We start from the raw sequence: 21239 nt of genomic DNA on the forward strand, positions 1-21239 counted from the left end.
TACTCCGAAAGCACCGGAAAGATGCTGCCACAAGAAAAAATTTACATTTATAACTTTAACAAGTTATTTTTTGAAGATTACTAAACCGCTGCATATCATGAACAGAATAATTACATCCATATATCATTCCCCTGCCGGAGATATGCTTCTCGGCTCGTATGACGGAAAACTCTGCCTCTGCGATTGGAATATCCCTACACGCCGCCCCGGCATAGATGGAAGGATAAGCCGTTATCTCAATACCGATTTCGTGGAGGGGAGATCCGACGTGATTGACCGCACCATAATCCAACTGGATGAATATTTCACCCGACAGCGCACTACGTTTGACATTCCCCTCCTCTTCTGCGGATCCGAATTTCAGTGCCGGGTGTGGAACGAACTCCTGAATATCCCATACGGAGACACCGCATCCTACAAGGAACTGGCACAGAAAATCAGTAATCCGGATGCAGTGAGAGCTGTGGCGTCTGCCAATGCCTCCAACGCAATATCCATACTTGTGCCATGTCATCGCGTGATAGGGAGCAACGGCAAACTCACCGGTTACGCCGGCGGACTGGAAGCCAAAAGATTACTCCTTGACCTGGAATCGAGGTTTATAGTTTATAGTTTATAGTTTATAGTTTATAGTTTATAGTTTATGGTTTAATATTCAATGAAATATACGAATCTTTTCATTATACAATCTGACCCTAACCTTAAACTTTAAACTCTAAACATTAAACATTAAACATTAAACCATACTCAGTTCACTTTCACCAATCTTATATCGAATATGAGAGTGGAATTACCCGGTATATCCGAATCCCCCCTACTCCCGTATCCCTGTGATGCAGGGATATACAGCATCCAGCGATCCCCCTCCTTCATCCTTGTCAACGCAATCTGCCATCCCGCTATCAACTCACGAAGACGGAATGAATCAGGATAAGGTTGCCCCATATTGTCATCAAACACCTTCCCGGAGATAAGGCTACCTGAATAATATACGCTCACCACATCCGAAAGAGTAGGCATCTTACCCTCCCCCGACTCCAGCACCTTATACAGCACCCCATTAGGAAGCCTGTTCACACCAGCCTTACCAGCCAAATCCTCCAGATACCTGCCATTCTCCTCAGCATATCTCCTCTTATCAAACTTTGCCATAACCACATTTAAATTTCACAACTGCAAAATCAACCCATATCCCACAATATCACCTACTCCCCTCCTTGACCAATTAGACCGCTTTGACAACTTAGACCACTAAGACCTCTTTGACTCATTAGACGTCTTAGCCACCAGAAGTCCAAGAAGTCCAAGAAGTCCTATAACTCCAAGAAGTCCTATCAGTCCAAAATGTCCAAGAAGTCTCAGAAATCCAAGAGCAGCTCTCCTATTTCCCTTAGACTTGTATTCACGCCACAAATATAATAAAAAGATTCTCAAACAAGAAACCTCCATAAAATAAATATTCAATCCGAATAACACCCTATCCCTTGATTCAAAGACAAAAGAAGATTATCAATGTGAATTTCCGAATGTCGGTTGATATTTCGGTCGTTATCACTGAACCAAGTTGATACCACCCTCCCTTGTTTCACCAACTTCAAATATTTCCTAAAGAATTATATATTTATATTTTGATGTAAAAAATCAATAAAAGCAGAATTTCCATCAAAATAATCAGGAACATTCTCCATTTTATCTGCCATAAGATAGAATCCTCCATTAGCATACTCACAAAGAGTTTTCATCAGTTCATTTACCCCACTATCAATTGATAAATCACCTCTATCAATAGCAAGAAGATCTATCTCTGTCTTGGCTATCAATGCAGCAAACACATACTTCTGAATAATCGGATAAGCTTTTCTATTTTTAAACCTATCCTCACTCACATTACCCCAACGTTTCATCTCCATACTGAAATGACGCTTCTTACCATCCAATGGTCTTCGCTCATTTGCATACAGACCTAAAAAGAACGCATAAATATACACCTCATAAGCTGCATTAAACGAACGTCCCTTTGACTCCACACTATCACTGGTTCCACCATGCCAGTATGAATATCTTTTTATAATCGGTTCAAGAAAACGTTCCTCAAAATTGGAATTCATACATTCCAACCAAATATCATATATATTGTCAATGGTATTTTTCATTTCTAATCAATAATATATTGGTGTCACAATAGTTTCAATTGATGATAAATCCTGCTTATCAAAACCAATCATTTTCTCAATACGATAAACCGGGATCTGGCGCACACTTAACAATTTTCGCAATCCCTTCTCGTCAATAATAAACCTCTCAGTGTCCTCATCTTTCACCAAAAAACTTTTAGTCACAACGATACATTGTTTATTCAGACGCTCATTCATCACTTGATAAAAAGTTTTATCTTTTCCTTCATCAAAAGAGGAAGTCGGTGCATCCAAAATCAGTGGATAGTCATTATCAAAATTATCTTTTGTAAGTTCAGAGATAGCAAACAAGACACTAAGATGCATTGTGGTGTATAAAGATGTATTAGGATTTTCAATAATCTTTCCAGATTTATCAATAAGTTTTACCCTAACTGCATTATCTCTAATATCTCGATAGATACGAATAATACCGGTAAAGTCATCCACATTCAATATAGATAAAAATTTATTGGCAGACTCTGCCAATCTACCCATAAATTCCTCAAGTCCTCTTTCCTCTGCATTCTCCAAAGCATTACTAAACAAACGGAAGAAATTATTAATCTTCAGAAATTCCTTTGCTGCTGAACTTACCGCACACTTTTTATATTCCTCAATATTCTGCCTTATACTTTCCTTAATTTGAGGAATAATCTTCGTAGTCAACCGATCTATCTCAACACTTATAGATTCTTTATCCGAAAACCAATGCTTTATATTACTCCAATTCCCTACCATACCTCCGATATCATTACCGGATTTTGACTGTGCCAGAATCTGAGCTATCTTAGTACGGATACTATCTGCCTGTTCATATTTTTTGGAAATATGATTCTGAATCTTCTCATTACCTAATTTGACGTTCTCAATCTCATATTTAATCTCAGATATATTCTTTCCATAATTATAGAGCTGAATACTGAGCTGATGAATATAATCAATACTCTTACCTATGAATAATATTGTATCCTCTTTACTTTCTTCTGAATTATCAATTATCTCTTTTTTAGGTGCAAGATGCTCCAATGCTTCCTGCAAGCGTGAAGCGATATGATTATAGGCATCCGACCCCTTAACAGCTTTAGACCCACACACCAAGCACACCTCCTTTTCAAGCATACTTTGCATCGTTTTGACATCTGGAATATACCAAGGCAACTGCACCAATTTAGCCTTAAACTCTTCTATTGTCTTCTGCTCTGCCTCAATCTTCGCTTGCCTGCGTATTTTTGCTTCCTTATCAAGATTAATAAGAGTCTGTTTCTGTTCTGATAATACAGTCATTTTTTCTGCAAAAGACTCCAATATCGGTTGGAAACCCTCAAGAATCCATAAATCATCCAATAAACTAACTGAATAATTCTCCCTAAGTTTAGACTTTTCCGTTTCAATATCAATTTCAACTTGCTTTAATGCATCTTGCATACTGTGGACCAACTCTATCGTATCAAAATCAGATTCTATTGATTCTATCTTCTGATTTGTATCTAAATAGTTTTTTTGCAAAGTCTCAAGACGCGCTTGGGCATCTTTCAATTTCTTCTCCAATTTGCTGCGTTCCTCCATAAGATTTGCCGCTTTCACTCCTGTCTGTTTATTCTTTTTCTGAGCATTTGATACAGCTATTTCTGAAGTCTTCTCCGCAAAACGACTAAATGCAATATAGGGATCCATCTCTTTAATATCTGAAAAGAGATTAATCAAATTCTGGAGAGTTGTCTTATCTTCAAAAATATTTAATGCACGTTCACCTTTAAATAAGGAATATTTCTTTATTACGGCAGGAAAAAGTGCCTCTCCTTGAAGTAAACTACTGACCGGTACAGACTTCCTGCCTATCGCCAATTTGACATAACCTAAATGTTGAACATTAGATATCGATATTGCACCATCATCTCCTTTAACCACATCAAAAGATCTCTCCACATACCGTTTCTGATTGGCATTATTCTGCATCTCTAAAGATACCTTTACTTCTCCTTTTTCCCCTGCGGCAAGATTCGCTAACATCTTTGCAGATATGCATGAACGCAAATAGACATTTGAGTCTATATTTTGTTCACCAAGAACAAATTCCAATGCGTCATAAAACGTGGTCTTTCCATCTCCATTTGATCCTAAGATAAGATTTAAACCTCGTTTGAATTCAAAGATCTTCTCTCCGTAATAACTGCGGAAGTTCCCTATCACTAATTTAGATATAATCATAGCTACTGTTATCTGGATTTTTCAAGCAATGTGATAATTTTTTTATAGACACTCTTCATATCAGCATCCTTTAGATTGACGGATCCCGTCTGATGTCGGATTCGCATATCAGACTTTTCCTGTTCTATAATTCTATCAAGATGTTTCAAGGCAGAAGCAATTGCCGCCACATAGGTATTGACACTACGAAGCCCCTGGGCAATATTAGTATACTGTTCAGGTCTACTTATGTTGTATTCCCTGACAATTTCTTCATCAGTGATAACCCTAGCAAATATATTATCTATCTTACTCATATAAAATCTCTATTCACTAAAATCATTATTTACAATTGCTTAATATTGATTCCACTTAAATATCTCTTAAACTCTGGATCAATATAATGACATTGCTCCTTTATTATCCCCCTTCTGTCAAGTGCCGGATTCAGACAATAAATCTCAAATTCATTGATATCGACATCTTCCAGAGTACGCCAATGTGGAAATAACAACTTGATGTAAGCCGTTGCTATTCTTTGAACTGCCTTTGCATCGCGCATATCTGTATTTGGTGCGATTTCAACCAACTGATCATATAATTGTGCATAACTATTTTGAGTTCTCAATTCATGTATTATTTCAGAAAAATATTCCACATTTAATGTCCATCCTTTGAATATCATACTTGTATTGATTCGTGGTAATTTCCAACCCTCAATAAAACAGTGAAATCGATCAAGGAGCGCTGATTCTCTGAATTCCTTAGGCAGATTATCAAAATATTTATTAGTTATTGGCTGTCGATCTTGAGATAATGGTATATTGCCCATAAGCATAAGCCCACATTCCGATGAAAATTCTTGATTATCAATTGTTGTCTTACCGCTCTCCAAATATGACTTCAAGGCTGCTTGAATTTCAAGGGGTTCTTGAAATTCTATAGTCTGAATCTCATCAAATGCAAGGAAATCATGATTTTTCATTATGCCATTCTGTTGTTTCTGCTTATCCCAAAACAATTTAGCACGAGTCACCTTTCCTCCACTGACCAACCATCCATATTTGGATAGGTTTCCAAACACATACGATTTACCAGTTCCTTTAGGAGCCAACTCAATAGCATTAAGTCGTGGTTCTACAAATATTAACAGACGTGTCAAGAATTCCAGTTTCTGCGTCAATCCATCAAATCCATCTGGATCATATTCCATTGCAGAGATTAGCACATCAATCCATTCTTCCGTACTGAATCTCTTTCGTGCATTAACCAAATAATTGATATCTACCGAGCTATATGGCTTAAACGGTTTATAATCGACCATTTCCACATGAAATTTCTTACCAACATCATCCGGCAAAAGACAAATCTTGATAATACCCCATTTTTCTCCATCCGATAGATCTGCTGCATGCGCACCACAAACATGATCCGGAATCTGACCCTCTGTTAATTTTATCCCCATATCTGGAATAGAGAAGCGTTTTACGTTTCTGACCAAATCAATATTAATGATAAAACGACAAAGCAATGTCAGATCCCTGCCTGATTTCAATGCGGTCTTTACCATAGAAGGATCTTTAGGTATAACCAGATCGAGAAAAGATGTCAAACCAACTACATTTACATCTCCATTAGAGTCAATATATCGTTTCAATAAAAAATCCTTTACAAAGGAAGGCAAATTGCGTCCGGTAAATAGCGAATTTGTCTTCTCCGGATTCTTATATATCGACATAGCCGTGAAGTTTTCTCTTATTTTTATGCACAGTTCTTCATTCATAACAACCCAAAATCTGCAAATAAATCATTTTCTTCAGTGCCGGTATTAACCTGAATTTTTTTTGTTTCTCCGATATTACCCACCCAAAGAGTGAAATCGAAATCTCCGGCTTTCAAATCAATAGGTTCACTATCAAATAGACTACCTTTGATATTTCTAACATTATAGTGTCTACCTCCATATTCTATATTAATACAATCTAATGGTGAAACACCTGTAATATTCAGATGAACCACTGGATCTACTCCTGATATTTCATCCTGCAAGAATATAGCTTTCCACGTCTTAGAATTAGCACAGGATGAAATTATCAATATCGGCACCAGGACTTCCTCTGGCGTACATCCGCCATGTGAGCCTAACCCGGATGATATCTTGTTCCCTAAAGATTTATGATTTAGAGCACACGCTATTTCCAATGAATCCAACAGATGATAATTATCATCCTTAGTAGCGATTCCTGAGGTTCTTACTGCATAACGTCCGCCATGACAATAATCAAAACCGACAAAATGAAGTCCCGACTGTTTTTGAGGAAGGTATGATAATCCATGATCTGATACTATTGCAATTTTCTTACCTGCATACAGATTTAGTATCTCATTTATCACTTTCCTCATCATTTCAAGTTCCGCCACGATATTAGATGGATAAGTATTGGTATTCTTATGCGCCAATTCGTCTATATCACCAATCTTCACAAACTCTGCACCACCATCCTGAAGTTTTTCAAGGTCTCGTTTATTGATTTCTGTAATTGTCGGAAGAAAAGCGTGAGCTATCTTCACATCATTAAGATATACATGGTCTTTCTCGCGTTCAGCAACGAGATGAGCGATAAATGGTATCCAATCTATTCCAAGACCATCAATCCAATAAAATATATCGATGTCCTCCCTACTTGACAGGATACTTCGTGTAGTCTTAAAACAATTATACCAACTCAGGAAGCTGGCTTCATTAGCATTATATTTCTTAATGTCAGCATCTACTACATCAGTATATTTATCTGCAATTTTTGCTTTCTTATAATGATCAATGTAATCAAGTGCCCAAATTTGCGATGCGTCAATAGTGCCAATTGAAGGAGCCATATATGAATAAAGTTCCGGATAGAATGCCTTAACATCATCCCTACTTATTTTATCTTCACCCAACCAAATAATCGCCAATTCTTTTTCTTTCACCGAAATCGGACTAAACAGCGATGACGCAAATATATATCCAGACTCCTGTGCCACATTCTCAAGTTTGGAAATCAGTTTATGCTGAACATTCTCCGGCAACACCACTGAACGCTTGGCTGCCTCCGACAGACAATAGCTACGAACATACATTTCTGACGAATCAGAAGGGAACTCAAGAGCAATCACTGAAAATAGCTCCCTATTCGAGAAATCGGATGCCTTTGCCACAACACGTCTCATGTAGTCATTTTCACCAAAACTTTTTTTCATAATGTTGGTAAGCAGCCATCTACTGAACCCATCATCATACTCAAACCATAATTTAATGAATGTCTTATAATTGCCTATTGTATTTACAGAAAAATAACCGGCAAACATATCATCAATATCAAAGTTTGTATTAAGATCTATCTCTTCCGCCAGACGATGCCAATATGCTTCATCTTGCGGTCGATACTCCAACCCTGACATTTTTAGGTTCAAACCTCGCGTAAGAAAATCGTAAACATTGTCACAAATACAATACGTAAATGCATTATCCGGCTGAGCATATTCCGCATTTGGATAAATTGCCTTAGACATACAGATAATCTCACGTTTGTTTTGGGAATCAACGTCCTTCCAATAATCAAGCCAATCAAGCATGTTGCTTTTGACAGTGTATTTCTCAGATAAATTTTTCACGCCATAGAGAGTGCCTGGAGTTACTATCAGATGATAAGCTGAATCTTCCGAATTTGATGGCATATACCATATAATGATTTGGCAATCATTATAGAACGCCGACATCTTACCCTCCAATCCAACTATTGGCAAATATATCCGCTGCTGTTTTTCCCACCCGACATCTGTCGTCTCGATAGTCTTTAAGGTATTTATAAAAGTGTCAAATTCCTTATGGCTATTATTATCATAGAAACGTGCTAATTCTGAAAATGGAGTGATTATCATATCTTTGCCATTAAGAGAATTGATAAACATCTCCATTTTTTGGGCCAGTTCTTGATGCCGGATTATCACGTCAGGATAATCCGGATCAAACCAATCTTGAATATATTTAACCTTAACTCCATTTTCCTGCACCATACTTTTAGTAAAGCGATAGGAATCAACGAAATTATCAAAAAGGACAAAGCGTATCGGATAACGCCTAAGAGTAGACGAATTAATCCCATCTGCCTGCTTGTCATTTCTGACAAAATCAAGCAATGTTGCCATATCTTTAAACTCAGTGTACATATTTCAATAATATACTAAGTATATGATCACTTTCAAATTCACATAACTTCTTAATTGCTTCCCTTAAAGACTCAGCATCAATATTTTCAATACGTCTCTTTGCCTCTTCTCTCAATTCGGAGCAATTATCAGCCGACAATGATCCATTTTGTACTATAGTTGAAATCTCCTTACTAGTTACATTATTGATTTCACTGTCAATGCTTCTGACGCTTCTGGCTGCACAACTAAAATTATTATTGTCCTGATTGCCATAACTTTCCTCAAAATCGTTTGATTGTCTGGAGTTCATGGATTTCTCCAATCGCCAATTCTTCACTTGATCTTTGACTTCCTTCTCTGACCAACGCCCAATCTCACTTTGAAGATGTTTCTTCAGATAGGCATACACCTCATCCGTCTCCTCATCCTGCACCTTAACGATATCATCTTGCTTTATATATGCAATAAATCCATCCTTAAAAATACGTGGAGCATCTACAAGAAACACACTGAATTCTATTTCAAGTTGCTTTATAGCTTTTGCTGTTGAACTTATCAACTCCTGATTGGCTAAACCATTAGGATCACACACCTTTACAATATTATCAATCAAAGATGCGATACTATCATCACATGCCGGATTATATTTCACAGACCAAAGCGGATACCCCTTCTGATTGGCATATTCAAGTATCGCCCAACGGGCATCAGTAAGACTGGTCACATCCTTATATCCGGGAAGAGTCCTCAGTTTGAATATATTGATAAAACGCCTGCATAAATCACCAGACTCCTTCGATTCAAACATTAGATTCAGTTTATTACTCCTCTTCCCTGTTTCCCATGATTTAAAAAGTTCCACCACATCATCTACTATATGGCGACTCTCACGAGGTTTTCCGCTTGTATCAAATATCTGCTTGACATAACGGCGCATAGCATACGCCACCATTGCCATGCCGGCATAGGATTGATAAAGTCCATAAGGAGACTTCGACAACGCCTCAAGTTGCTCCCCTAAATTAAATTCCTGATTCTTACGAATTTTTCCAAATACTCCTTCAATATAATCGCATACCAATTTCACAGGATGCTTAGAATCCACATCCTCCTTCAGTTCCATGTTCTGATCCACACTGTCTTGAAAAAGAATGTCCACATGCTTGCCCTGACCTTGTATCTTTGCCAATACCTCATCTTTTGTATTAAACTGCAGTATGGCATCGACAGTAGATTTCACAGACGACTTTTGCCAATTGGTTTTCGTAGATTTTGCCTTAATCATGAGCAAGGATTCAGGTCCGCAGGTAAATACGAGTGGGGCAATCGTATTGTTGACGGTTGATACCAATCTCAAGACAGAAGCGGTGTCCTCTTCCCCATTTATATAATATGTGAAACTGCCGCCCCTTATCCCTGCAATCCAATTCTTGACCAACTTTTTGGCATTATTAGAATAAGTTTCTTGTTGCTTATCCAATCCATGACGTTGTGCACACGTGGAATTTGCCATAAAGTCTATAAACCGATCATAATTCGGCTGCTCCAATGTCTTGTCAAACACAACAAAAAGAACATTCTTAAATCGGTCATTACGACATTCCCTATGAGCCATGGATTTAAGGAAATTCAATTCATCGAAATTTCTCGCCACAAGAACAGCAATATATAGTTCATACCCCTTGGATTGCCTCTTTCCATTCTCAATCTTAGTAATGAGTGTGTATTCATTACTTTGACGACTAAACACATCTAATTTGAATGGTCGGAAAATATTAGCCCAATTATTGTTGAATTCTAAAATCGCAGTGTCTGCAAACTTTGCCACCTGATCTGTAAATTTGAAGATACCGGTAGTCAACTCACTTTTTATTCTCTCAATCTCATCAGCCGGAAGAGCAGAGAACTGAATGGAAAAAATGCCACCAGGTAGACGCTGAATAATATTCTTTACATTAAAGAAATTAAGAATCTCATCAATCTGTGGCTCTATCTTTGTGCCGATAAATAAATTCTTTATATTGATTTCTGAAGGCACAACAGTGTCACTCCCGGCAATATTATTGAGGGCATTCAGCAAAAGTATACCTTTAAAAACGGCTGCATATTCATCACCCTCATGCTCAACTATCTTATGACATGAGTTATAACGTTCCAATACTGCGCCGAACTTCGTTTGATCCTCATTAAATGCACTCATCACATAATCCCACAAATAATCTGGTGTAATCGTAGAATAATTCTGATATGCATTTTCATCTTGGAAAAAATTCCTTACAGCATCGCAAGCCAAAAACTCAAAAACACTTCGGCTCGAACTTCCTGCTTCACGTGCATAATATGTAGCAAGATTTGCAGCAGAGGGATGCAAGGGATATAACTTCTGAAGGTCCTTCTTAGTCTCTTCTATCTGATTAGATGTGGATGAGAATATTTCGAGCAAATCGGCATGAGAATGAAAAAATTCATTCACCAATTTGGCATGCCGGTCGCTATCTACAATCTGAAACTTACGCGACATAATTTTAAAAGCAGAGACAGGCTCCATATTATACGTCACGTAATGATAACGACCGATTGTCTGTGAACGCTTCTCTTCATTAAGCAGATTCAATGCCGAGGGATGAGAAATAAACAAGAAATAACTGTCATTACGGTCGCTCATCATAGCTTCCGACACTTCCTGAAGTTTACCAAGCAAACTTTCTCCAATAGCCGATTTACATATATTTGTAAATTCATCCCAAATTATAAGAAGTCCGTCATACACACCACCTTCTCGTAATTTATTCTGAACTTCTATTATCCATTTTGCCAAGTTTTTATTTTCAAGCGGTATATTCAGACGTGATTCCCGCAAAGCATCGTTCACACAATCAAATACACCTACCGATGAATTAGACAATTCAAGACGCAGTTTTCTTAAATCTGGTGCCACCGACTGAAGTTTCGGACTTTTGCTCAGCAGTAACTCCCACATTTCCGGTTCTTGGTCTATGTGTTCCACATAACTGTCAAAATCAGTTTTCACAACGATTTCAATCCCTGCCTCTTTCAAAGCCGACTTAATCTCACTTTGAAGCTGCAAAGAAAGATCTGTCTCATACGAGATTCTTTGCTGACCATAAAGTTTTATCGGGAACAATCTTTTTTGTTGACGTAAGGATAAAAGATTGGTACGCAATACATCAAACTTTGGGTCACCATATTCTTCCTTAATATAATCCTGTATGCTCTCCACTGTGTCACAAAGCAAATGCTGCAACACAGCTCCAGCATGAGATTTTCCGGAGCCATAAGTACCGGCAATCCATATAGGCTTATGATTGTCAGAATCGTTATTAAATACCGCTTTTATTGTCTTATCAAGCAATCCGTTAAACTGTTCATTCGCAATAAAAGTCTTCCAATCATCAGGCTTCTCTTCCCGAATACTGTATACTGTCCGTGACTTACTAAGTGTGATTATATCGTTGTATTTCGTTGCCATTTTATTTATTTTTTAAATAAAAAGCTATTATCGTTTTTTTTATATCACTTCTAAAAACTGGATCTTGCAATAAAGCCCATAAATCTGCATCAAGAAACGAATAATCAAAATTGTCTCTTAGATATTTTCCTGATGGAGAATGAGCCTTCGGCGAACTTTTAAAAGGTATTCCTTTCCATTTTATATCATAAAACGTTTCACTTCTAAGATGTAAAAGTGGCAATAAGATAGGCGTTGGCTTATTATGAGGTTCGTTCATAATACAAATCCGCATATAAATATCTTCAAGATCTTTATTGGGATAGCATATCTTATTCTCTTCCAAAACTCCGTTTGATATAGCATCAATTATTGCAAGTACAAAATAAGGCTTTGCATTCTTAATACATCCGTGTGAATTACCTCGTTTTATTTTAGTTATCTCAACAAGATAGAAATTTCTTTTAAGTTGATTCATTATACTTGCAAGAGAGTTTTCAATACCATAACTGGAGAAAGATCGTCACGGAGTGTAATATTATCGAGCCCCATATTTAATTCAGCAACCAAAACTCTATTTACTTTAGAGTTTAAAGAACGTAATGTGTTTTCAAAATCATTCCTTAATAAATTAAACTCTTTTTGCGGACCACCTGCAGCATCCTGCTTATATAAGTCAAATATACGCAGAGAGAATATTTTACGAGATACCGCATATTTATAAAGAGAGTAAGCCAATGCCTCACAACTGATATCTTTATATGTCTCTCTTTTAAACGTATCTTTGGAGATTTCTTCATATTGTCTCAAAACAGAGCCGATTGGAGATTCTTTTAAAGTTCTTCTTAATTGATATACTGCATTATGAACTGTTTTTTCTTTATATGCCCCATATTGTTCTTTAATCATTCCTTCAAGTCCTTTTTGAGAACAATTAGTATCAATCGATATATTCTTTGTATACCAATTTACAATAAAAGAATTATATGAAAGATTAATCCATACTATTTCCCATATCAAATTCGGATAATTTACCATTATCTCTTGATTAGAGAGCAATTTAGCTAGTTCTGTAGCATTATTGTTTTCATCTATAATTTCAGCATCTCTAAGCCATGCTTTTAAAGATGGTATCTGATAATTCTCATTTAATCCATGATTGCTCATCCAATAAGCATCAAGATTGTTCAAATAATCATTAAGCCATTCCTCTCTTAATCCAAAATTTTTATAACGATCTATGTTACTTGTTTTTTTATTCATTTTAATTCCGGTTGTTAAGTATAATGAATTAGCCGCGATGCAACCTTTTTCATGAAAATTCAAACATCTATGACATTGAATACACTTAGCCTTATCCACATACACTTTTGGATATATATGAAGTGCACCAGTGGGACATTCAACCTCACATGTTTCACATTGGATACAATAAACGGCTTTAAAAAGCACACGTTTAATTAATCCCATGATAATAATATCTGTGATATTTTTAATTTCAAGCGTATACTTTCCTTTATTCTCTATCAAAGAAAATTTATATGTTTCATCTTTAATCCTTATTTCTCCTATTGTACTACTTCCATCTATACTTGTTGTATAGTTTCCCAGTGTTTGAAAAAATGTCAGTATCGGATATTTAGGATTCTGTATTACCGCAATAAGATTTGATTCATAATTTTTAAATTCTATAAACGAATCCTGATCAACCAAATTTCCACTTGCACGGCGTTTCCATCCTCCTTGGCTAATATATTCCTTAATATCCTTTACTCCTCCTTTTTTAGCGTAACTTTCTATTCTACTTAGAAAAGGCCTAACATTTTCCCTATAATGAATATTTGCAATTCTCTCATTCCATTCATTTGCAAATGGACAAACCAAACACCCAACACGAGTCATTCCTTGGCGATATGCTGGATTTATAGGCAATTTATATTTAAATAAATATAAGAAAATTTCAGAAGTGCTCCAATAAAGAATTGGTCGGACATTAATTACTGTATCATGTTTAACCCCCTTTCCAATTCTGTTATATCCGGAACGTCTCGTACTTTCTTCCGCACGCACGCCATCAAATGTCAGGACCCTTGCCTGCTTATTATTTTCAGTCTTCAACATCCTATATAATGGTCCTGTCTTCATGACAGCACAACACCAACGATGCGTATCACTTGGAGTACCAATCTTATCCCAATAGCTTAATACACTGGCATGATTTCTTGCTATTGAAAATTTCAATTCGGGGTACATTGACTGATAATACTCCGTAATTTCTTCATACAGATTTAACGATGGTGGCAACTCATAACCCGTATCACTATATATTACCTCAAAATCCTGAGGAGGAATCGCCCGCGTACAAAGGTCAAGCACCACCTGTGAATCCTTTCCTCCAGAAAATGAAGCCAGAAACTTATCTATTCTTGTGGTTTGATATACCTTCTTCCCTTCTTTCTTTGCTTGCTCCAAAGGCATCACATCAAAACTGTTACAATCCTCTTTTACAATTGCCATCTTTTGCTTTGCCTTCCTCTCAGCAACCTCCGCAAGTCGCTCAAAATCAAGAGAATTAGCTTTCGATTCCTTTGCTATTTTCTTAGCAGATGAATACATAAGATACGTATCTCTTATGAACTCAATTGCCTCACTCTCGATTACAAACATATAATCTCGATTACGCTCCAACATTGCTGCCACGTCAACAGGCTTCAACTTCATCTGATCACAGCCGTCACTAAATACAATTGTTGGAGAATCATATATATTTGCCCCTTGCGCTTCAAAAACCATTTCTCCACGGTAATAATATTGCTTATTACAAGCCCATAGCAACGGTGCCTCTGACTCAGGATATGACCATCCTAAGTCTTTCAATTTTAACAGATCAAGTTCCTCATAGAATACAGGACGTGGAGATACACTTAACGTCTCTTTCGTAATATGACGCTTTAGAATAACTCCACCACTTTTTTTATCCCATTCTATTTTAAACATTTCACTCGCAGTTAGTTAATAATACACTCTTCCGAAGAGATTTAAATGAATTGAAACACGCTTATTATTAGATAGATATAAATGCTAAATATTTTATTTGCTAAACAAGCCAATAATTAACAAATATAGATTGAATAAAAAATAGAATTTAATTGTGTGATTTTTAAGAAAAATTTTATAACTTTACACTTGATAAAGTATCTCTTCGGAAGAGATTTTGATAATTGCTAAACAAAAATTGCCTCAGACTATGACGTTATCTGAGGCATTGATGTCATTATATCCTTTGTGAGACCTTGCTGACTTACATAAAACAATACCGACAGAATCAAGGGTCAGGAAAATCTCCAAATCGTCAGTCGTAACTGACGATTTAATCGGACGATGAAGTTGTGCATACAATGATTCGTAATCAGTAGTTTAATCACCACTAATTTAGCACTTAATCACCTTCTCTCTACTCTCACTTGTTTCATCCGTTTCACTTGTTTCGCTTGTTTCGCTTGTTTCAGGTGAAACAGGTGAAACAAGTGAAACAAACGAAACAGGTTGAGTTTTACGGACGTCGGTTGACTTTTCGATCGTCATCACTGAACCGGGTTGACTACGGCAGTATGATGTCTGCACAAAGAAATAAAAGAATTAAAAGAAATCCATTTATTCTCAAATGAAGTTGCCTAAAATTAATTAAATCAAAAATAATTTCTTTTTTTTCTTTCTTTTCTTTGTGTTACCTTACGATATAGCTAATAACGCTTCTTTGTGGAATGGATTCATCTGATTCAGGTGATTCATAGTGATTCATAGTGATTCAGGTGAATCGGGGCGTAGTCGGAAAATATCAAGGTCGGATAATGGGTGGGGATAGTTTCAAAATAACACTGCTGAAAGATCCCTTATGTCTAACTTTGCAGCATCAAATGGTGCGCTACGATGCGCTACGCGCAATGTGACAGGTAACAGGTAACAAGTGACAGGTGGTCTTCATCCCTATCAGAAGGAGTGAAGAGGGATGTCGTATATAAAAAGTAACCTTTTATATTCTAATTGCACCCACAATCATTACCTTGATATCAAGTCTATAGCACATCTTGATCTCAAACCAATAACTCACATTGATATCAAGTCTTTCTCCCCTTGATAGAAGTTCCTCTACGCGGCTATATTTTGACAGATGCCGTTCATCCGAATCATATATTACTGAGCAATTTCTTGACCTTATCAACCGCCATATTCGCAATCATGGCAATCTGTTCTATCGGTAAACCGGCTTTCATCATATTGACAATCATCTCAACTTTTCCTTCCTCTCGTCCTTCTGCCTTAGCGTAAGAGAGTTGACCGACTATATCTCGGTAGGCCTTCAGATCTGCATCATAATCCATCTTATCTTCGTCACTCAGATTCGCATAGGAGGCCACCGATGACAACCGGTGGAAAAGTCTATCCTTTTGTGTGAATGGCATTGTCTCCATAGTACTCATGTTGTTAAATATGTAAAACCACTGATCTATCTTCTCTCTACATTCCTCCGGTTTATTCTTACCGAATAACGGAAGCTGTATGAATATGTAACGTTGCTTGTCGCTGATCGGCTGGTGTGTCCGGAGGTCACACAACGCGGCATCTATCCTGAACTCATCCTTAAATTGTTCAAGACAGAAATTCATGAACGAGATGATGTATATCGGCTCAAACTCATACAGCCAGTCCGACCCTACCTCTCCCTGATCAACTATCGCCTTTGAAGCATAATATACCATTCGGTCAATGTAATAATTCTGGCTGCTGTTCTGCATCTCGACTGTGAAGCGTTTACCGTTTGTTGTCTGATAGTGGATGTCATAGATCACACCCCTCTCCCTCTTACGTCTCCGACTCTTCTCCTTGTCAAGATACTGAAGGTCGATAATCGTGTCAAATCCCGGCTCATCCTTCAACAGGTTGTTGAGGAAATCTATAAGGAAGTCCTTCGACTCCTCTCGTCCGAAGATATACTTGAAACCGAAATCGGTCATCGGATTGATATAGGTAGACATGGCATTCTGTTTTGGTTTCCACAAAAATAGACATTAAAATCCATTTGCGCAAACTTTTACCATAGTTTTTTAGCACTTAATCACCTTCTCTATTCTCTCTCTTGTTTCATCCGTTTCACTTGTTTCATCTGTTTCGCTTGTTTCACTTGTTTCAGGTGAAACAGGTGAAACAAGCGAAACAGCTTGAGTTTTCCGGATGTCGGTTGACTTTTCGATCGTTATAACTGAACCGGGTTGACTACAGCAGTGTAATGTTTTCTTTTTCTCTCTATTTTTTGAAAATCGATAAATTTCTTTTTATTCTTTCTTTTCTTTGTGATAACATCACCATGACAAAAGCTCATATCCAGCACACCCATGACGTGACGCTCCCTAATACGCTACATTATTGCCATGGCTTGTATAAGTCGGATTGAGCCGATTAACAAATAATTTTGAGCCGAAGGACAAATAGGATTACAAATTTTTGATGTAATTTTGCACTCGGAATAAAACAAACAGATTATTGAAGTTATCTAAACTTCATTATACCGATCATGAAGCGATAGATGCTTCTTTAATAATACCTATCATGGAGATAATCAGAAATAAAGAATTTGGAGGGGAACGCCCACTTTATTGCAAGCATGGTCTGCGTTTGGAGAACGTGACTATCCACGTCGGCGAATCCAGTATCAAGGAGGGTTCCGATATTGAAGCGGTGAATTGCACGTTTGAAGGGAAATATGTGTTTTGGGAAGTGAATAATTTCTCTGTCAAGAATTGTTATTTCGCCGAGAGCGCACGCTCAAGCCTCTGGTATTCCCGCAATTGCCGCATGATCGACTGCAAAGTGGATGCTCCCAAACTTTTCAGAAGGATGACAGGCATATACGTGGAGAACACTGACTTCCCCAACGGGGAGCAATTCCTATGGGACTGCAAGGATATCGTGCTCAAAAACGTGAGCATCGACAAGTGTGACTACGTGTTCATGCACTCCGAGAACATCAAGATAGAGAATTACCGTCAGGACGGAAACTATGGTTTCCAGTATGCCAAGAACGTGGAGATACACAACGCCTTGATAAATTCCAAGGATGCCTTTTGGGAGGCTGAGAATGTCACCATCTATGATTCAGAAATCAATGGCGAATATCTCGGCTGGTATGGTAAGAACCTTCGTTTCGTCCGCTGCCATCTCACCGGCGAACAGCTACTCTGCTACGTCGACGGGCTAATCCTTGAGGACTGCACATTTGGTGAGGATGCAAACCTTCTCTTTGAATACAGCTCTCTGAAAGCCACTGTGAAAGGACACATCACAAGCGTGAAGAATCCTACCTCCGGCGAACTGACAGCCGACTCTATCGGTGAAATTATCATTGACGACAACATTAAATCCCCTGCAAATTGCAAAATTACAGTTTTGACGAAATAATTGACCGTCGCAAATCAAATTCTTATAAATGGGACACCCCAACAGATGAGGAAACGCTCCCCATGTGGGTGGCAGACATGGATTTCAAGACTGCACCATGCATAATTGAGTCGCTGAGACGTCGTGTTGAACACGGCGTTTTCGGCTATACTAAGGTGCCTGCCGATTATTACAAGGCAATAGTCGACTGGTTTATGCGAAGGCATGACTGGGCAATAAATCCCGAACACATAATCTACACGTCGGGAGTGGTGCCGGCATTGTCTGCCATTATAAAAGGTTTGACTCGCCCCGGCGACAAGGTGATCGTACAGACTCCAGCCTACAACTGTTTCTTCTCCTCAATCAGAAACAACGGATGCCTGCTCGCTGCCAACGAATTGACGTATCACAGCGACGGAAGATATACCATTGACTTTGAGAATCTGGAACAGCTTTCTCATGACGCCTCGCTCATGATACTCTGCAATCCTCATAATCCTGGCGGAAGGGTGTGGAAGCATGCGGAATTGGCACGAATCGCCGAGATATGCCGACGCAACAACGTGATTGTGGTGGCTGACGAGATTCATTGCGAATTGACATATCCCGGACATGATTACATCCCCTTTGCCTTCGTGGCTGAGGAAGTGGGGGTAGCGTATGTCGTGACAAACTCGCCAAGCAAGGCATTCAATACCGCCGGACTACAGATTGCAAATATCATCACTCCGGATGCCGCCATGAGATCAAGGATTGACCGCGCAATCAACGACAATGAGGTGTGCGACGTCAACCCGTTCGGTGTGGTCGGACTGATTGCAGCATACAACGACGGGGAGATATGGCTTGACGACCTGAAAGCCTACCTGCATACCAACTATCTATATGCCCGGAATTTTTTCAGGGAGAAGCTACCCCGTTTCACGGTATCCCCGCTTGAAGGGACATACCTTCTGTGGGTGAACTGTTCGCCCACCGGAATGGATTCCGATGAGATATGCCGCAGACTTGAAGAGGACGGGAAGGTGATGCTGTCGCCGGGTAGCATATATGGCAAAGGTGGAGAACATTTCATACGTATAAATCTCGCTTGTCCGAGGAAAATCCTTAAGGAGGGTCTTTCGCGGATAGAGAAAGTATTGTCGCAGCTTGTGCCATGAAAGTGAATGACACCCGCGACGGTCTTCTCGCAATGATACGCAACGGGAAACCGATGAGCCTACGTCAACAGCTGCGCCTTACAGCCGTATTAAGTTTCCCGGCTATCGTGGCGCAGTTATCCACCATCGTAATGCAATATATCGATGCAGCCATGGTGGGTTCGCTCGGTGCCGAATCATCCGCATCAATCGGACTTATGGCATCCTCCACTTGGCTATTCTGGGGACTCTGCTCTGCCGCCGCCACCGGATTCTCCGTGCAGGTGGCAAACAGAATCGGCGCGAACGACAAGAAGAGTGCCCAGGCTGTCTTGAAACAATCGATAGTGCCGTCGCTCATATTCAGCGTCATACTCTGTCTGATCGGAATAGCTATCTGCAATCATCTACCCCTCTGGCTGGGAGCGGAAGAGGAGATTGCCAGACCTGCATCGGTCTATTTCATGATATTTGTGGCATCACTCCCGATGCTACAGATAAGTTTTCTTGCCGGAGCCATGCTGAGATGTTCGGGCAACACCCTTTTTCCCGGCATTGTCAACGTGGTGATGTGCGTGCTTGACGTCATATTCAACGCGTTTCTGATTTTCCCCACGCGAGAAATCTTCATCGGCGGCAGCAGCGTGACCCTCCCCGGTGCTGGGCTGGGGGTGGCAGGTGCCGCCCTCGGTACGGCACTTGCGGAAGTCGTGGCTGGCACGGTGATGATGGTGTATCTCTGGAGATGCAATAAGGAGCTGAACCTGAAGGGATGCACTGCAAGTTTCCGCACCTCAAAGGAGTGTCTTAAACGTGCATTCAAGATCAGCACTCCCCTATGTGGCGAGCATTTTCTACTCTGTGGCGCACAGGTGCTTATCACTGCGATTGTCGCGCCTTTGGGCACTGTGGCTATCGCGGCAAACGCTTTCGCCGTGACTGCCGAAAGTTTCTGCTATATGCCCGGATATGGCATTTGTGAGGCTGCCACCACTCTTGTGGGTCAGAGTCTGGGTGCCGCCAGGAAGAAGCTTGCCGTGAGTTTTGCAAGGATTACGGTTACATCCGGCATTGTCGTCATGACTGTGATGGGTATTGTGATGTATTTTGCCGCACCTCTGATGATGGGGGTGATAACGCCTGTGAAAGAGATTTGCGATGCCGGCGTGGAAGTGCTGCGCATTGAGGCGTATGCCGAACCTATGTTTGCCGCCTCCATCGTGGCATACGGTGTGTTCATCGGTGCAGGCGACACCCTTATACCCGCCTGCATGAACCTCGGCAGCATCTGGGTTGTGCGCATCAGTCTCGCTGCATTTCTTGCCCCCACAATGGGATTGCGTGGCGTGTGGATAGCAATGGCGATCGAGCTTTGCTTCCGTGGCATAATCTTCCTCTGGCGTCTTCGCACCGACTCATGGATGCACGTCAATAAAGACGTATTCGGTAAGTAACTGAATTTTCGCAAGCTGCACTTCAGTGGTTTAAAGTTTATAGTTTAAGGTTTAAGATTCACGAAAATCCACGAATCTTTTCATTATACAAAATTTAATGATCATAAACCATAAACATTAAACCTTAAACCATTTAAGTAATCACTGACAAGATTATCGTTGTCGGCAATGGAGGAGTCAAGAA

Annotated in this window: 14 protein-coding genes; 4 read left to right on the forward strand and 10 right to left on the reverse strand. The window is 39.2% G+C overall.

Translation table 11 applies throughout. The features are described 5' to 3' along the window. Positions 1–94: 94 nt before the first annotated feature. Positions 95–619, forward strand: coding sequence for a methylated-DNA--[protein]-cysteine S-methyltransferase (locus E5331_RS10625; protein WP_420813773.1), 525 nt, complete (start codon positions 95–97; stop codon positions 617–619). A 128-nt stretch (positions 620–747) separates the two neighbouring features. Here the strand turns inward: E5331_RS10625 and E5331_RS10630 are convergent, their stop codons facing one another. From E5331_RS10630 to E5331_RS10675, 10 genes are all read right to left on the reverse strand, one after another. Further along, positions 748–1152, reverse strand: a complete 405-nt coding sequence (locus tag E5331_RS10630) for a BamJ family beta-barrel-assembly machinery protein (protein ID WP_123481393.1) — start codon at positions 1150–1152, stop codon at positions 748–750. 461 nt (positions 1153–1613) lie between these two features. Further along, a complete protein-coding gene (locus E5331_RS10635; RefSeq protein WP_123481394.1) occupies positions 1614–2153 on the reverse strand; it encodes a glycoside hydrolase family 15 in 540 nt (179 codons plus the stop codon). Positions 2154–2159: 6 nt separating this feature from the next. Then, complete coding sequence (locus E5331_RS10640; protein ID WP_123481395.1) at positions 2160–4385, reverse strand: AAA family ATPase; 2226 nt, start codon at positions 4383–4385, stop codon at positions 2160–2162. A gap of 8 nt (positions 4386–4393) precedes the next feature. Then, positions 4394–4681 (reverse strand): hypothetical protein, encoded by a 288-nt coding sequence (locus E5331_RS10645; protein ID WP_123481396.1) that lies wholly within the window; start codon positions 4679–4681, stop codon positions 4394–4396. Positions 4682–4710: 29 nt separating this feature from the next. Next, positions 4711–6147, reverse strand: a complete 1437-nt coding sequence (gene brxL, locus E5331_RS10650; RefSeq protein ID WP_123481397.1) for a BREX system Lon protease-like protein BrxL — start codon at positions 6145–6147, stop codon at positions 4711–4713. Further along, complete coding sequence (gene pglZ, locus E5331_RS10655) at positions 6144–8552, reverse strand: BREX-4 system phosphatase PglZ (protein ID WP_168355208.1); 2409 nt, start codon at positions 8550–8552, stop codon at positions 6144–6146. The genes brxL and pglZ overlap by 4 nt, the downstream gene beginning before the upstream one ends. Positions 8553–8562: 10 nt before the next feature. Continuing rightward, positions 8563–12045 carry a hypothetical protein gene (locus E5331_RS10660; protein WP_123481399.1) on the reverse strand — a complete coding sequence of 1161 codons (3483 nt, stop codon included), beginning with the start codon at positions 12043–12045 and terminating at the stop codon, positions 8563–8565. A gap of 1 nt (position 12046) precedes the next feature. Further along, positions 12047–12502, reverse strand: a complete 456-nt coding sequence (locus E5331_RS10665) for a hypothetical protein (RefSeq protein WP_123481400.1) — start codon at positions 12500–12502, stop codon at positions 12047–12049. Beyond that, positions 12502–15021 carry a phosphoadenosine phosphosulfate reductase domain-containing protein gene (locus tag E5331_RS10670; protein WP_123481401.1) on the reverse strand — a complete coding sequence of 840 codons (2520 nt, stop codon included), beginning with the start codon at positions 15019–15021 and terminating at the stop codon, positions 12502–12504. Before E5331_RS10670 ends, E5331_RS10665 begins: the two co-directional genes overlap by 1 nt. Before the next feature lie 1190 nt (positions 15022–16211). Next, a complete protein-coding gene (locus tag E5331_RS10675; protein ID WP_123481402.1) occupies positions 16212–17060 on the reverse strand; it encodes an Rpn family recombination-promoting nuclease/putative transposase in 849 nt (282 codons plus the stop codon). 571 nt (positions 17061–17631) lie between these two features. Between E5331_RS10675 and E5331_RS10680 the strand changes: the two genes are divergently transcribed. Genes E5331_RS10680 through E5331_RS10690 form a run of 3 tightly spaced genes read left to right on the forward strand, consistent with a single transcriptional unit; the run spans position 17632 to position 21055 of the window. Then, positions 17632–18480, forward strand: a complete 849-nt coding sequence (locus E5331_RS10680; protein WP_135984913.1) for a DUF3737 family protein — start codon at positions 17632–17634, stop codon at positions 18478–18480. After that, a complete protein-coding gene (locus E5331_RS10685; protein ID WP_135984911.1) occupies positions 18453–19622 on the forward strand; it encodes a MalY/PatB family protein in 1170 nt (389 codons plus the stop codon). Before E5331_RS10680 ends, E5331_RS10685 begins: the two co-directional genes overlap by 28 nt. Then, a complete protein-coding gene (locus E5331_RS10690; protein WP_275441170.1) occupies positions 19619–21055 on the forward strand; it encodes an MATE family efflux transporter in 1437 nt (478 codons plus the stop codon). The genes E5331_RS10685 and E5331_RS10690 overlap by 4 nt, the downstream gene beginning before the upstream one ends. The last annotated feature ends 184 nt before the right edge of the window (positions 21056–21239 follow it).

It is taken from the genome of Lepagella muris, from assembly GCF_004793975.1.
GTDB classification, from domain to species: Bacteria; Bacteroidota; Bacteroidia; order Bacteroidales; family Muribaculaceae; genus Lepagella; species Lepagella muris.